This window comes from Streptomyces sp. NBC_00210 (genome assembly GCF_045160975.1).
In the GTDB taxonomy this organism is placed as follows: Bacteria; Actinomycetota; Actinomycetes; order Streptomycetales; family Streptomycetaceae; genus Streptomyces.
On record NZ_CP108120.1, the window covers coordinates 2,832,615 to 2,848,225 of the forward strand.

Sequence of the window (15,611 nt, forward strand, 5' to 3'; positions counted from 1 at the left end):
GCCCGGGACAGTCAGCCCCCGAACAGGTACCAGAGGTGACGGTATGAGCGAGATCGAGATCATCACCACCCCATCACTCGGTGACACCAGCTATCTCCTCGTCAGCGGTGACGAGGCCGCGCTGGTCGACCCACAGCGGGACAGCTGGGGGCTGATGGAGTCCTGTACGTCCAGGGGGGTCGGGATCCGGTACGTCCTGGAGACGCATGTCCACAACGACTACGTATCCGGGGCGCTGGAGGTCCGCGCGGCGACCGGCGCCACGGTGGCCGGGCCGGCCCGCGCGCCGTACGCCTTCGATCATCTGCCGCTGGCGGAGAACGACGAGATCGTCGTCGGCGATGTGACCGTACGGGCGATGGAGACGCCCGGGCACACGGCGGAGCACACCTCGTACCTCGTTTTCGACGACACACGCATGGCGCCGACGGCCGTCTTCACCGGAGGCAGTCTGCTCGTCGGGAGCGCGGGCCGCACCGACCTGTCCGGTGACGACCGTACGGAGGAGCTGGCCAGGGCGCAGTTCCGTTCGCTGAGGCGACTTTCGCTGCTGCCGGACGCCACCCGGGTGCTGCCGACGCACGGAGCGGGCAGCTCCTGCGCGGCCGGGCCGGTGTCGGGAGACCGGACCACCACCGTGGGCGTCGAGCGACGCACCAACCCCTCGCTGACCATCCAGGACGAGGAGGGGTTCGTCAGCCGGCGGCTGTCGGGTCTGCCGCCGTACCCCGCCTACTACCGCTACATGGCGCCGATCAACCGGTCCGGACCACAGGTGCTCGGTGGCCCGCCCACACTGCGGCCGCTCACACCGAGCGTGGTGGAGGGGCTGGTCGGAGGCGGTGCGCAAGTCATCGACGGGCGCGACCGCACAACCTTCGCCGCAGGCCATCTGCCCGGGTCGCTCTGCGACGAGCTGGACGACCGGTTCGCGAGCCTGGTCGGCGAGGTCGTGCCGTTCGGCGCGCGCCTGGTGCTGGTGCTGCCGGAGCCGGAGGGGGAAGCGGCCGGCGAGGCGTTTGTGCAGCTGCTGCGGATCGGATACGAGAACATCGCGGGGTATCTGGCGGGTGGCGTCGACGCCTGGCAGGCGGCCGGTCGGCCGCTGCGTTCCTTCCGTACCGCGGACGTGGCCGAACTGGCCGGGCACATCGCCGAACGGCGGGTGCTCGACGTACGGCCGGAGCGCCCCGAGGGCGGAATCCCGGGAACGTTCGCCGTGCCACTCGCCGAACTGCCCAGGCGGCTGGGCGAGTTGCCCAGGGACCGCGAGATCTGGACGGTCTGTGAGAGCGGGCGACGGGCCACCATCGCGGCGAGTCTGCTCGACCGGGTGAGCATCCCCGTGACGGCGGTGGTCAGCGGTGGCGTGGGGGACCTGATGGCTCACACCTGACGGACAGCTGCCTGACACAACTGAGAGACAGAGGCCTGAGAGCCACGCGCGTGAGAGAGGAGACGATCATGGGCAACACCGGCTACTCCCATCCCGAGACGCTGGTGGACACCGGTTGGCTGGCCGCCCATCTCGACGACGGGACAGTGCGGGTCATCGACGTGGACGAGGACACCACCGCCTACGAACAGGGCCACATTCCACGCTCCGTCGGCTGGCACTGGACCAAGGATCTGCACACCGCCGTGGGCCGCGACTATCTGGACCGGGACGCGCTCGGGCAGCTGCTGGCCGCGGCCGGAGTGGCGGACGACACCACCGTGGTGCTGTACGGGGGCAACAACAACTGGTTTGCGGCGTACGCCTACTGGATCCTGCGGCTGCGCGGCTTCAACAAGGTGAAGCTGCTCGACGGCGGCCGGAAGAAGTGGGAGCTGGAAGGCCTCGAGATGACTCAGGAGGTCATGGACCACCCGCGCACCGGCTTCACGGTGACGGGACAGGAGAACCCGCAGTTCCGCGCGCTGCGCGGCGAAGTGCTGGAAGGCCTGGGGTCCACCGCTCGCATGGTCGACGTACGGTCGCCGGAGGAGTACCGGGGCGAGAAGCTGGCGCCGCCTCACCTGCCGCAGGAGCAGGCACAGGTGCCCGGCCACATCCCCGGCGCGGCCAACATCCCCTGGGCGCAGGCCGCCAACGACGACGGGACGTTCAAATCGGCCGACGAGCTGAAGGAACTCTACGCACGACAGGGCATCACGCCGGACCGCGAGATCATCGCCTACTGCCGTATCGGAGAGCGCTCCTCGCACACCTGGTTCGCGCTCCACGAGCTGCTCGGCTACCCGGATGTCAAGAACTACGACGGCTCCTGGACCGAGTACGGCTCGCTGGTGCGCGCTCCTGTCGAAATGGGGTGACGCACCTGAGAGCTACCCGAAGCGGCCCTCCACATAGTCCGCCGTCCGCGGGTCCGACGGCGCCGAGAACATCGCCGACGTGGGGCCGTGTTCGACGATCGCGCCCGGCGTGCCCTGTTCCGCGAGGAAGAAGGCGCACTGGTCGGAGACCCGCGCCGCCTGCTGCATATTGTGGGTGACGATCACGATCGTGACCTCGTGGACCAGTTCGCGGATCGTTTCCTCGATGCGGCGGGTGGACGTCGGGTCGAGCGCCGAGCACGGTTCGTCCATCAGAAGCACCTTGGGGCGCACGGCCAGGGAGCGGGCGATGCACAGGCGTTGCTGCTGGCCGCCGGAGAGTGCGCCGCCGGGCTGGCGAAGGCGGTTGCGGACCTCCTTCCAGAGGCCCGCCTTGGTCAGGCACTCCTCGACGAGGTCGTCCTTGGCGGCCCCGCCCACCCGGATGCCGGTGAGTTTCAGGCCGGCGGTGACGTTGTCGTAAATGGACATCGCCGGGAACGGGTTCGGCTTCTGGAACACCATGCCGATCCGGCGCCGCGCCTCGGTCAGCCGTTGGCCGGTCGCGTAGATGTCCTGACCGTCGATCAGCACCTCGCCCGCCAGTGAGGCCGACGGGACGAGTTCGTGCATGCGGTTGAGGATGCGCAGGAAGGTCGACTTGCCGCATCCGGAGGGGCCGATGAGGGCCGTGACCAGGCTCGTCGGCATGGTCAGCGACACGCGGTCGAGGACTTTGTGGTCGCTGAACCAGGCCGAGATCCGGCGGGCCTCAAGGGTGGCCCCGGTTACCCCGGTGGCCCCGCTGCTCAGGGAGCCGTCGGCGTGTGCCGGAAGCGGGAGGGTCGTCTCGATCTGGGTGGTCTGGTCGGTCACGGCACGTCCTTGTTCGGCGGAGGCTCGGTTACAAAAGGTTGGGGAGGAGCAGCGCGGCCTGGTCGGCGACCGCGAGGCCGAGGGCGCCCAGCAGCGGAACGCCGACCACCCACGTGTGCGGCCGGCCCCAGCGCGCATGCGCCCAGGCGACGGCCGCGGCCGCCAGCACCAGGGCCTGGCCCCACAACACGAGCGGCAGCCAGGCCGTTTGCTGCATGGCCATCGGCTTCTCGTCCTCCGGCAGGGCGCCCGGCGGGACGGCAGCCGGCGGTGTGGGCTGGGCGTCCGAGACCAGGTCCGCGTCCACGCGCAGAATGCCCCGGGGCATGAACGGGGTGCCGTCGGCGGTGGTGAGCGTGAGGCGGCCCCGGCCCGCGGTGAGCGCCGGCGGCTGGGGGTCGCCGGCCCGACGCGGGCCGATGACCTTGTACGTGTGTTTCCCCTGACCCGTGGTCACGGTGAACCGGTCCCCCTCGGTCAGGTCGCCCAGGAGCCGGAAGGACCCCCCATAAGTCGCCTGGCGGCCCATGATGACGCTGACTCCGGCCTGGCCCGGCAGCGTGGTGTCCCGGCGGTGGCCCGCGCCCCGGGCCAGGTCCCCCGCCGTGGTGCCCTCACGGACCACCTCGCGCAGATGGAGCGCGGGGATCTCCAGCAGCGCCACCGGTTCGCCGGGCACCGGAGCCGTACCGCCGCCGGCGGATCTGCCGACCGGAGCGACCCCGTTGGCGAGCGCGGACCGGAAGTCCGCGTAGTCGACCTGCCGGTCGCGGGCGTGCCGGAGGTCGCCCACGAGGCCTGCGTCGACGACGAATCCGAGCAGCAGCGCGGCGAGGATGCTCAGCGCGGCGCCGACGACGCGCAGTCCGGGGCCGGCGGCCGGGCGGCGGGGTGGCGAGGGGGCAGGTGGCCTGCTGTCGACCGGCGACGGGGCGTGCCGGGGCGCGGCGTCGGCCACGGCAACCGGTGCCGTCATCCGATCCTCCGCTGGGCCGAGGTGGCGTAACCCCAGGCGTATCCGGGGCGCTTCGCCGTGATGGTGACGGTGATCAGGTGGCCGCGGTCGGCCCTGGTGGGGTAGTACGTCACGCGTGTGGCACCGCTGATCGCTCGCCCGTCGCGCTTCCAGACGTAGCTGTACGTGGTGGCCGCGGGGGTCCATGTCCCCGGCTTGGCGGTCTGCCGGTAACCCACCTTGGCCGTCCCGGTGATCGAGGGCCTGGTCACGTTCCTGAGGGCCGGGCCGAGGCCCACGGTCACGGCCGGGCTGGTGGCCGTGGTGCTGCCCGTGCTGTTGGTCGCGATCGCCCGGCAGGAGGTCTTGTGCGGGTAGTCGGCGGCGACGAGCGGGCGGGTACGCGCGGTCGCCCCGCTGATGACGGCGGTGTCGCGGAGCCAGACGTACCTGACGGAGGTCGCGCCGCCGAATGCCACGGTGCAGGTCACCGTCGAGCCGACCTTCGCGGTGCCGGTCACCTTCGCGGGCGTCGTGACCGCCGGGGGCTTGATCTTGACCGTGTACGACAGGGCGGCGGAGACCGAAGTGCCGTACGCCGCCGGGTCGGACGGCGTGAACTCCGCCTTCAGCGAGTGGGTGCCGACGGCCAGGCCGCTGCTGGTCAGGGTGGCCGTTCCCGCGGACACGGGGACAGGGGCGCCGAGCTCGGCCGCTCCGTCCAGGAAACGCACCGAACCGGCAGCTTCGGCCGGGGCGAGAGTCGCCGTCAGCTTCACGGCGGTGCCCACGACGACCGGGCCGGCAGGCGCTGCCGCGAGGGTGGTCGTGGTCGCGGCGGCGGGCGCGGCGCTCTGGTACGCGGTGTTGGAGGTGAACCAGACGGGGGCGGTGAAATCGCCGTACGTCGTCGAACCGAACGCGGCCCGGCAGGTCAGGGTGAAGTCGTAGCGTCCCTGCAGCGTGGTGAAACCGGCCGTACTGGCGTAGTCCCGCATCGTCTGCGTCAGCGGCACCACGATGCCGCCGTTGCCCGTGGAGCCGTACGTCTCGATCGGTGAGTTGCTCACCACGTTCTGTCCCTCGGCCGGGAAGCCCGAACCGGCCACGGAGACAATGAGGTTGGTCGCCTCAGCCGGGCACGGGCCCGCGGTGGTCAGCGTGATCCCGCTGGTGTCCGTGCCGGTGGCCGGGGTGACCTCCATCGAGCCGAGGACATCCGCCCTGGCCCCGGCGGTGCCGAACGCGAGGGCGCCGGCGGCGAGGAGCGATGCGAGAGCGACCGACAGAGGTCGGCGTGCAGTGGAGAATTTCATGGTCTCTCCGTCTCAGACGTTCAGGGTTTCGGCGACGGGGAACTCTTCGCGCTTGCGGGTCCGGCGGACGACGGTGATGCCCCCGGCGAGGAGGAGGGCGGAAGCCACGCCGACCATGGCCACGTCGGTGCCGGTGGCCGCCAGAGATCCCTTGCCGCCCGAGGAACCGCCGTTGACGTCGGTGGAGATGCCCTGGGAGCCGCCGCCCGGGGTCGCGGTGTCCGTCGGCAGTGCCGTGTCGGTCGGCGACGCCGTGTCGGTGGGTGAGGCGCTGTCGGTGGGCGTGGCGGTGTCCGTCGGCGAGGCGGTGTCCGTCGGACTCGCCGTGTCGGTCGGGGACGCGGTCTCCGTGGGCGACGGGGAGCCGGTGTTGGAGGGCGACGAGGAGGACGGTGTGGCCGTCGGCCCGGCGGGGTCGGTGTTGCGGTACGCGGTGTTGGACGTGAACCAGATCGGCGCGGCGAAGTCGCCGAGGCTGGTGCCGTTGAAGGCGGTGCGGCAGGTCAGCGTGAAGTCGTAACGCCCCTGCAGCGTGGTGAAACCGGCCGTGCTGGCGTAGTCCCGCATCGTCTGCGTCAGCGGCACCACGATGCCGCCGCCCGGCGTGGTCGCGTACGTACTGATCGGCGAGTTGCTCACCACGTTCTGTCCCGCGGCCGGGAAGCCCGAACCCTTCACCGCGACGATGAGGTTGGTGGCCGCGTCCGGGCACGCCTTCGCCGTGGTCAGCGAAATCCCGCTGGTGTCCGTGCCGGTGGCCGGGGTCACCTCCATCGAACCGGCGGCATCGGCGTGCGCTGCGGTCGCGGCGAGCAGCCCGGCCGCACCGGACGCCACGATCAGCGATCCGAGGAGGACGGCGGTCGGCCGGGATATCAGAGTGCGGGACGTGAGTGTGAAGGACACGGTGTTCTCTCCCTGTGGCTGATGGATCAAGTGCTGCTGGTGGTGGCTGTGTTCAGTCGTTCAGTCGTTCAGTCGTTGTCGGTTCAGTCGGTTCAGTCGCTCGCAGCGGGCTCGGCGGCCTCGCGCCCAGTGGACGACGCCCGTGAGAAGTGCCAGGAGGCCGACGGCGAACCCGCCCACCGACCAGGCGATGAACGAGGTGTTGGAGTCCCCGGCGGCGGCATCGGCCGCCGTGACGGGCGTACCGGGGGTGCCGGAGCCGTTCGCGGGCGCGGAAGGTGCCGCAGCGCCCGCCCCGCCCGCCGGGCTCCCGGCCCCCGCGCCCGTACCGCCGCCCGAAACATCCGGCGGTACGGGCTGCTCCGATTGCCCCGGCGTCTTCGCGCCCGGGGCCTTGACCGCGACCCGCGTACCGTCCTGGTACGCGTCCTTCGCGGTGAACCGCAGGGACCCCGTGAAGTCCCGCAGACTCGTCAGGTCGAAAGCGCCCCTGAGGCAGCTGACCGTAAAGGTGTAGGTGCCGCGCAACGTGGTGAAGCCTGCCGTGCCGGCGTAGTCCCGCATCGTGTACGTCAGCGGGATCGACAGGCCGCCGCCCGGCGCTTTGGGATAGGTGGCGAGCGGGGCGTTGCCGACGACGATCTGGCCATCGCGAGGGAATCCCGCGCCCCTCACGCGGGCGATGACGTTGGAGGTCCTGGCCGGGCAGGGCGCGACAGCGCGCAGGGTGATGGGCTGGGTGTCGCTCCCCCGCGCCGGGCTGACCGCGAGCCCGCCGGCCTCAGCCGCGAGCCCGCCGGCCTCGGCCGCCTGCGCGTCGGCCGGTGCGCCCGCCACGACCGTTCCTGCGGTCAGCAGTATCGCCGCCAGGCCGACCGCCTGCTTCGACCGGGCCGCGGCGGGGCGCTGGTCCGGGGCGCCCGGGCCCGCTCCGCGCCGCCGACGCCTGCGAACGAGCAGCAGCGTCAAGGCTCCCGCGGCGACCAGCAGCAGGGCCAGCAGCGCCCACGGCACGGCCCAGAAGTCCTCGACCCGCGTGACACGCGGCAGCACACGGTGCTTGATGTCGCCCCGTACGGGCCTGGGGTCGACGGTGACCACGGTGGTATCGCGCACGGCCGGGAGGACGCCGGTCGCCGAGGCCGTTACCTTCACGGCGTCGCCCGGCAGGAGCTCCGCGATGTCGTGAGCACCAAAAACCGTTGCCTTGCCGCCGAACAGATCGCGCATACGCACGGCCTGATGGGCTGCCAGCCGGACGTTGCCGGTGTTGCGCACGGTGTAGGTGACCGTCGCGGAGCCGGTGCCGAAGGGGTTGGCCGTGCCGTGGTAGCTCGTGTGCAGGCCCTCGACGGTCAGCCGGGGCCTGAGCTCCCCGGCCACCCGCAGATAGATCCGCGCCCCCACCCGCTGGTCGACCGCGACCTTGCTGCCCTTCTTGTCGCTGCGTACCGCCGACAGCGACGCGACGATGCCGCCGGTGTGGTCCCCGGGGGTCGCATTCCGCGGAACGGTCAGGGTGAAGGGCACGACGACGTGGGACCGGCCGGGCACGCTGAGGAGGTTCTTGCCGAGTTTCACCCAAGAGCCCACGTCGGTCGACCTGTGGTGCGCCGCGAACAGGTCGAAGCCCCCGTCGGCGGTGGTGAAGGCGTCGCCGGCGTACACCCGCAGAGTGAGCGGCTCCTTGCCGTAGTTGAAGACGGCGATGTGGTCCTTGACGGCGGCGCCCGGGGTCGCCCCGTACGAGAAGTGCGGCCGCGCGTCCGGCTTCTTCGCGGCCGACGGCTGGACACCGAAGGTCGTACGCCCCTGGCCGCCGTCGCCCGGCCGGGTGGCCACAACCGTGGCGGCGGCCGACGCGGCTCCGGCTGCGGCCGGGAGGACGGCGAGGAGGCAGGCGGCCAGGACTGCGGCCATGCGGCGGGCTGAGGTCGTGATCATGTCGGGTCGTCCGATCGGGCGCGGGACGGGCGGAGCGGGGTGGTGTGGGGTGTGGGGTGTCAGGAGCGGGGTGGGAGGTCGGGACGGGCATCGCTGCCCGTCCCGACCCGGGGCGGCTGCTTGGGGAAGTGGGGGGCCGCCCCGCGAGCATCCGACCGGGTCAGATGGCCGTCAGGGTGAGCGTTGCGGTGTAGGTGCCGGCGACGGTCGACGTCGGCGCGTTGAGGGCCAGGTCCGCCCCGACGTGGGCGGTGCCCAGGCCGGTTCCGTTGGCGAGGGAACGGGAGGACTTGAGTCCGGCCGTGCCCGCGTCCGCGGGGGCGACACCATTGGCCGCGGCGACGGCCCCACCGGCGGTGACGGTCTGGGACGCGCCCTTGTCGATCACCTTCGGCGTCCAGCCGAGGTTCTGACCGTTGATCTGGTGCGTACCGCCGTCGGAGAAGTCGGTCAGCTGGCCGCTGACCGACCAGCCGGGGTTGCCGGCCCGGGTGTCGGTGAGCGTGACCGGGTTGATCGCGCCCGTGGTGGTCAGCAGGTCACCGTTGGCGTTCAGTTCGGGGGACGGCAGGGTGACGTGCGGGTTGTCGACGCTGATGACCAGCGCACCCGACTGGACGGTCGTGGTGATGTCCTGCGAGGCGGTGACCCCGGCGAAGGCGCCGATCACGTACGGGACGGCACCGGAGGTGGAGCCGACGTACGCGGCGGAGTTCGTCGGGACGAAGGCCGCCGTGAAGGAGTGGTCACCGGCGGCGAGGCTACTGGTGGTGAAGGCCGCCTGACCGCCCGAGAGAGGCACCGTGGCCAGCGTGGTGGTGGTGCCGCCCACGGTGTCCTGGAACTTCACCGAACCGGCCGCCGAGGCGGGCGACACCGTGGCCGTCATGCTGACCGGGCTGAACTGGGCCGAAGTGCCGGCCGGCGATACGGCCAGCGCGGTGGTCGTCACGGTCGCCGCAGCGGCGTTGACCGTGTACGAGACCGCGGCGGACGTGGACGGGTTGTAGGAGGTACCGCTCGGCGTGAAGGCGGCCGTCAGCGAGTGGTTGCCCGTGCCCAGGCTGCTCGTGGTGAGCTGCGCCTGGCCGCCGGACACGGTCACCGGGTTGCCCAGCGCCGCGCCGTTGTCGCGGAACTGCACCGAGCCCGCGGCGCCGGCGGGGCCGACGGTCGCGGTCAGGGTCACCGGCGTGCCCGCGGTGACCGGGCTGGCCGGGGACACCGCGAGGGAGGTGGTGGTGTCGGTCTTCACGGCCGGGTCGGTGTTCTGGTACGCCGTGTTGGAGGTGAACCAGACCGCGCCGGGGAAGTCGCCGAGGCTGGTGCCGTTGAAGGCCGTACGGCAGGTGACGAGGAAGCTGTACTTGCCCGTCAGATTGGTGAAGCCGGCCGTGTTGGCGTAGTCACGCATCGTCTGGGACAGCGGGATGACGAGCCCGCCGTCCGCAGTCGATCCGTAGGTGTCGATCGGCGAGTTGCCGACCACGTTCTGGCCGCCGGCCGGGAAGCCCGAACCGGTCACCGAGACGATGATGTTGGTGGCGTTGGCCGGGCAGGCGCCCGACGTGGTCAGCGTCATGCTGGAGGTGTCGGAGCCGGTGGCCGGAGTGACCACCGCGGTGCCGATGTCGGCGGCGTGTGCCGAGGGAGCCAGGATCAGGCCGCCGGCCAGCACGGCGACCAGGCTCGCGAGACCGCCCGCCAGGGTCCGCGAGAGCTTGTTCTTCCACACAGTCGTGCTCTCCTTCTTGGAAGGATTCGAAAGTGACGAAAGCGAAGTCAGGCATGGGGGGTTGAGGTGCTTGAGGTGCTTGAGGTGCTCTGGTGCGAGGTCAGGAGGCAGCCTCAGGGGGTCTGCTTGCTGGTGTCGCCGCAGTTCGCGTTGGTCGCGAAGCCGTAGGTGTTGATCAGGCCCGACTGCTGGCAGACGAGGGAGTTCGAGCCGACGAAGACGGTGCTGTAGGGCGCGGTCCCGATCTTGCTGGTCGGGATGACGTTGTAGACATCGCGCTTCACGGCAAAGTTGCTGTTGAGCGTGTTCGGCGAGAGGTTGTCGATGGTGCCCAAGATCGCCCGGCCGCGGAGGTCGGCGATGGTCTGCGAGCTCTGCGCGTTGTACTGCGCGATGGAGAACGGGGTGATCGACTTGTCGTCGAGGACACGGCCGTCGTGCTCCTCGACGGGCGCGCCGCCCTTGGTGTCCTTGATGCAGGGGTAGACGCCCGCGACCACGTCGGCGTCGGTGATGCCCATCGTGGACTCCCAGAAGCTGCGCGTACCGGAGCCGGCCTGCGGCAGGTACACGGTGAGGCTGAAGTTGGGAGCGGTTCCCACGTAGTTGGGGTCGCAGTGGTAGATGGCCTTGAGGTCGGCCAGGGCGAGCTTGCGCGGCACCGTGCTGGTGGGCGTGATCGCATAGCTCACCGCGTCCACGGCGAACGGGACGTAGGTCAGGCCGGGGTTCGCGGCGCCCAGGTTGAGGCTGGAGGAGCGCGCGAAGTCCAGACAGCCGTTGCCCGCCTGCAGCGAGTTCAGCAGGGCGGTGCGACCCGCGCCGGAACCGTTCGGGCGGTTGATGGTGCAGCCCGGGGTGGTGGCGGGGTCCTTCGTGGTGACCTGCGCCGAGCCGACGGCGTCGTACGAGCCGATGACCTTGGTGCCGTTGATGGTGATGACGTTGGCGAGGCCGTTCATCACGCCCTGCGTGGTGTCGGAGCCCACGCCGGAGAGCTGGCGGTAGGGCGGCGGACCGGAGGGGTCGGCGACGGCCTGGCTGGCGCAGACGGTGCCGGTGAGCAGACCGGTGATGCCGACAGCGGCGACCGCTATCTTCCTCTTGTTCACGTGCGTTACCTCTCGGATAGGCTTTCGCCGGGTGGTGCCCGGCGCGATGTTCAGACAGTTCGTTGGCGCGGACCTGTCGCTGGTTCGAGTTCGGGCATCACCTCCCTTCGCCGCCCGGCTTCTTGGCCCCGGCGCGCCGGGCCGACAGGCCTGCCGACAGCCGCGGCACGACCCTCGGCAGGAGGGGGCCGCTGACCGCGGCGGCGAGCCCGACGATGAGGGCGATCAGAAGGGCGTAGCGCACAGCGCCGAGCGCCCAGGCCGGAGTGCGGAGGATCGGGCCGTCGGAGGCGGCGGCTGCCGCCGCGGACGGCGAACCGGACGGCGTTGTGGTCGCGGACGGGGACGACCCGGCGCCACCGGCCGCGCTCGACTGCCCGCCCGGCGACCCGCCTCCGGTGCTTGCGTCACCGCCGCTGCCTGCCGCGCCGCCGCCGGACGAGCCCGAGCCCGCGGTGGAGCTGCCGAGGTCATCGCCGGGGCCGGGAGTTGACGGCGGGGTGCCGGCCCGGGATGCGATGGCGTCGGCGGCGGCGAGGGTCTGCGCGCGCACGGTCTTCGGCAGCGGCGCGTACCCCTCAGGGAGAGTTCCGGCCGCCACACCCGGCCGCTGTCCGTTGCCCGCCGCGTACTTCAGGAGGGCCGCGTAGTCCTGGCCCTCCTTCTTGGTCAGCTGTTCGGGCACGGTGGCGGCGTAGCTGAGGAGGGTGAGCGGGTAGGCGTCACTGTCCGTCGTGGCCGGGTTCGGGCTCACCACCCCGGGGACACCACTGGGCTTCATCGCCGCCTGGCCGGCGAGCAGGCCGACCGTGTCCGGGCCCACGAAGCGGCCCGCGGCGTTCTGGAGCTTCGCCGTCACCAGCCCGTAGCGGCTCGCCGTCGCCGTGTCGGTCACGGCCAGGACCGCCCGCCGTCCCATGGGCTGCGGAGGGTTCTTCTTGTAGCCGGGCGGCGTGGTGGTGTTGTCCCAACTGGCGCGGGCCAGCGTGTCACCACGGGCGGCGGCGCGGGCGGCCGCGTGCATGTCGGAGGCGTACGGATGCTTGTCCTGGATGCACAGGGGGTGGTCCTGGTGGTCCTCGAACTGCTGGCAGTAGGGGTCGCTCTTGGGGAAGTCGTTCAGCGGCAGCTTGAGGTTCTTGTAGTGCGGGTTGATCCTCATGCCCGAGAAGGCCGCGTCGCCGTACCGTCCCTTGTTGTCGGCGGTGCCGCTCAGGAACTCCCGGGCGGCCGGGTCCTTCGCCACCCAGTTCCACAGCTGCCCGGCCGCGTCGGAGAGCGCCTCGGGTACGAGCGCGTCGCCCAGGCTGCCGCCGAAGTCCAGGTCCTTGTAGGCGGGGTTGAACTTGCGGAACTCCAGGTCGCGGACGAGGTTGAACGGGTTGTCGGCGGTGCTCGGCGCGAAGCGCGAATTCCCGTCCTGGTACGACTCGGTGAGCAGCTTGGCGACCAGCCTCGGGGTGAGGTTGAGGCCGGTCAGCCGGGCTCCGTCGCGCGCTTTGACCGCATCGGGTGCGTTGAAGCCGGCCTGGCTCTCGACGAAGAAGCCAATGGTCAGCCCGGACAGTGCCAGGGGTGCGTAGACAGGACGCAGGCCGGCCGGCACCTGGCCGCCGGCGGCCGGGCGGCCCAGGAAGACCAGTCCGGGCCTTCCGGAGACGAGCTTGGCGCGGGCGGTGTCGTCGGTCACCTGTGCGTAGCCGTAGATCGTCCTGCTCGCGGACTGACACAGGGCCGGCTGCCAGCGGGCGATGGCCTCGGCGACGATCTCGTCGCCGAGCGTGCTCCGCTCGTCGGCGCCGAGCGGGCAGAAGCGGCCCATCGGTTCGAAGCGCAGCGGCACGACGAGACGGTGCTTCCAGTTGCTCGCGGTCAGGGGCGAGGACTGCAGGAGCCCGCTGGGCTGGGAGCGGTACGAGCCGCCGTCCACCTCGCTCTCGCCGCGCGGCACGATGACCAGCCAGCAGGGCCGGCCGGCCGTCGTGTTCGAGGCTCCGGCCGGCACCTCGCCGCAGCCCATGCCGGGCGCCTCAAGCGCCGTCTGGGCCTCGAAGTACACCTCACCTCTGCCGTCGGGACCGCTGCGGGCGTAGGGGGCTTCGTTCGTTGTGTTCACGTCGTAGAACTCGTTCCAGTTCCCCTTCGTGATCACATCGCCGGTCGCCGACCTGAACGGGACGTACGAGATGCCGCTGCCGGTCGCCGGCACAAGCTGCTGGTCGGGATCCTTCAGTGCGCCGTAGGTCAGCTGCCGGGTGTTGGTGTACGCGCCGGCGGCCTGGCTGCCCGCGCCGGCACCCAGCGCGGACGAGCCGCCGAACTGGCACTGCTCGGGGTCGGGCCCTCCTGCTTTGTCCCCCCAGCACTGCATGACCTGGAGGTAGTTGGCCGCGTAGGTGGTGTCCGAGACCGTGGGGGCGCCGCCCTTCCAGGAGATCTTCACCACCTGGTTGACCAGGTTCCGGGTCTGGCTGACGGTCACCTTCAGGTCCGCGTAGGGACCTCGCCCGGAGACGGTCACCGCGGACCCGGCGCCGGAGCTGCTCCGGTCGGCGGCGTCGGCCGGACCGGGAGCCGTCGCCAGGACGACGGCCACGATCAAGGCCAGGAGGACGAACGCGACAGCTGACGTGGTCCGGAGGAACCGGTGGAGTGCGGCGATCATGACCTGCCCCGCTTCAGCCGTCTGTTGAGCAGCGGGGGCCCGACCGTGAGCACCAGCAGCATCACCCCCGCCACCGCCATCAGCGCGCTCCGCATGCCCCCGCTGATGCTGCGGGAGGTCGTGACGGGGACGGCGAACGCATCACCGCTGCCGCCTGAGGCCGCGGCGCCGTTGTCCCCGATGACCTGTCCGGTGTCCGGGTCGATCGTGGCCCCGCCGGGGCCGCCGGTTGCGCCACCACTGCCGGTGCCGGACGTCGTCCCGCCCGTACCCTTGCCGCCCGCGCCGGAGGCCGACCCGCCGGAGCCGGTGCCTCCGCCGCCCGTCGCCCCCTGGGCGGACCCGGCCGAACCGCCCGAGGAGCCGGAGCCGTTGACGTTGGTCGGCGTCTTCGCGCCGCCCGTGCCGGTGTTGCACTGCGCCGCGCCCTTCTTGTCACAGGCGGGCGGGTAAGGGGCGCTCTTGGCCAGGGTGTTGCTGCCGTCGCTGGAGAAGGTGGGGTTGTGGCAGTCCTTGATGTTGATCTTCTCGACGTCGACCCCGGGAATCCTGCGGACCTGCTTCAGACCGGCCTGCACGAGGTTGATCGGCAGCGGTGAGTAGCCGAGGTTGTCCACGTGCTGCTGCCCCTGGCAGAGGAAGTAGTACGCGAAGGCACCGAGGGTCTTGCCCTTCTGGGCGTTGAAGTTCGACTCCAGCGCGGTCGGGATGACCATGTAGCTGTAGCTGGAGAGCGGATAGGCGCGCGGGTCCCGGTCGTTGTAGACGTCGTCGAGGATCTGCGTCAGATAGCCGGGCGACGAGCTGTTCTCGTTGATCCGCGCCTTGGTGAGGGCCACCGCCACGTTCTTCGCGGTCGGTTCGCTGTAGTACCCGGCCGCGTTGAGCACCTTGGCCACCGGGAATCCGGTCGTGTACACCGCGTACGAGTACTCGACGTAGGTGATCGTGCCGACGTTGCCGCCCTGGGCGACATAGCCGGACACACCGTTGGAGCCCGACTGGCCGACGAAGCCGCTGCCCGGTACGAGCGGGTAGTTGGACGTCGCGCCGCAGGGAGTGGTGCGTCCCGCCCGGCGGCAGTAGGCGTCCCACAGCGAGCCGTACTGCTTGCTCATCCAGGTGGTGAACTGCGCGGTGGTGCCCGAGCCGTCGGAGCGGACCACGGGGACGACCCGGCGGGCGGGCAGCGCCGAGGCGAGCGCCGGGTTGTCGGCCTTGATCGCCGGGTCGTTCCAGGTCTTGATCTGCCCGGTGAAGATCTTGGCGATGACCTCTCCGGACAGCCGGAGGTTGGTCACCCGCCTGTTGCCGATCGTGAGGTTGTACATGAACGAGGTACCGCCGGCCACGATCGGCATGTACGCGTACTTGCGGGACGGCGGCGGGTCGACGACGCCCGAGTCCTTGATGCCGTACGGGATCTCGGAGACGCCGTAGTCCACGGTGCCGTTGCGGAACTGGTTGCGGCCGTCGGAGGACCCGGTGCCGTTGTAGTTCACCGTCATGCCGTACTGCTTGACGTTGGCCCGCCACTGGTCGAGGGCGTTCTGGCTCCAGGTGGATCCGGCACCCGAGATCGGGACGTACGTCGCGGCGGCGGCGGGCTCGGCACCCGGCAGCGCGGCGCCGAACAGGAGGGCGGCCAAGAGGGCGAAGGCGGTCACGACTCTCAGGCGGAAGCGTGCGGACGTTGCCGGAGGTGATCCGGGCATGGCTGGTGACTCCTGGTCGGTGTCGTCGGTACAGGGCGGTGCGGAATCCGCGGGGCGGGGTGGGAGCCGTG

At 71.1% G+C, this 15,611-nt stretch carries 11 protein-coding genes; 2 read left to right on the forward strand and 9 right to left on the reverse strand.

The window, feature by feature from the left end; translation table 11 throughout:
- Window positions 1-43: 43 nt before the first annotated feature.
- Window positions 44-1,396, forward strand: coding sequence for a rhodanese-like domain-containing protein (locus tag OG729_RS12685; RefSeq protein ID WP_405806059.1), 1,353 nt, complete (start codon window positions 44-46; stop codon window positions 1,394-1,396).
- 68 nt (window positions 1,397-1,464) lie between these two features.
- Window positions 1,465-2,316: a sulfurtransferase gene (locus OG729_RS12690; protein ID WP_405806060.1), complete on the forward strand. Its 852-nt coding sequence runs from the start codon at window positions 1,465-1,467 to the stop codon at window positions 2,314-2,316.
- A gap of 12 nt (window positions 2,317-2,328) precedes the next feature.
- On the opposite strand, the gene OG729_RS12695 is transcribed toward OG729_RS12690, so the two are convergent.
- From OG729_RS12695 to pstS, 9 genes are all read right to left on the reverse strand, one after another.
- On the reverse strand, window positions 2,329-3,129 hold the full coding sequence (locus OG729_RS12695; RefSeq protein ID WP_405811118.1) for a phosphate ABC transporter ATP-binding protein: 801 nt from the start codon (window positions 3,127-3,129) through the stop codon (window positions 2,329-2,331).
- 91 nt (window positions 3,130-3,220) lie between these two features.
- Entirely contained in the window at window positions 3,221-4,168 is a 948-nt protein-coding gene (locus tag OG729_RS12700) for a sortase domain-bontaining protein (protein ID WP_405806062.1), read from the reverse strand.
- Entirely contained in the window at window positions 4,165-5,463 is a 1,299-nt protein-coding gene (locus OG729_RS12705; RefSeq protein ID WP_405806063.1) for an Ig-like domain-containing protein, read from the reverse strand. The genes OG729_RS12700 and OG729_RS12705 overlap by 4 nt, the downstream gene beginning before the upstream one ends.
- A 12-nt stretch (window positions 5,464-5,475) precedes the next feature.
- Entirely contained in the window at window positions 5,476-6,369 is an 894-nt protein-coding gene (locus OG729_RS12710; RefSeq protein WP_405806064.1) for a hypothetical protein, read from the reverse strand.
- A gap of 60 nt (window positions 6,370-6,429) precedes the next feature.
- The gene (locus OG729_RS12715) at window positions 6,430-8,313 is read right to left on the reverse strand and encodes a WxL protein peptidoglycan domain-containing protein (RefSeq protein ID WP_405806066.1); all 1,884 of its coding nucleotides are present in this window, start codon (window positions 8,311-8,313) and stop codon (window positions 6,430-6,432) included.
- A 160-nt stretch (window positions 8,314-8,473) separates the two neighbouring features.
- Entirely contained in the window at window positions 8,474-10,048 is a 1,575-nt protein-coding gene (locus OG729_RS12720) for an Ig-like domain repeat protein (RefSeq protein WP_405806068.1), read from the reverse strand.
- Window positions 10,049-10,161: 113 nt separating this feature from the next.
- Window positions 10,162-11,160 carry a hypothetical protein gene (locus OG729_RS12725; protein ID WP_405806069.1) on the reverse strand — a complete coding sequence of 333 codons (999 nt, stop codon included), beginning with the start codon at window positions 11,158-11,160 and terminating at the stop codon, window positions 10,162-10,164.
- Between the two features lie 97 nt (window positions 11,161-11,257).
- Window positions 11,258-13,825, reverse strand: coding sequence for a hypothetical protein (locus OG729_RS12730; protein ID WP_405806070.1), 2,568 nt, complete (start codon window positions 13,823-13,825; stop codon window positions 11,258-11,260).
- Window positions 13,822-15,492 carry a phosphate ABC transporter substrate-binding protein PstS gene (pstS, locus tag OG729_RS12735; RefSeq protein WP_405806072.1) on the reverse strand — a complete coding sequence of 557 codons (1,671 nt, stop codon included), beginning with the start codon at window positions 15,490-15,492 and terminating at the stop codon, window positions 13,822-13,824. The genes OG729_RS12730 and pstS overlap by 4 nt, the downstream gene beginning before the upstream one ends.
- Window positions 15,493-15,611: the final 119 nt, after the last annotated feature.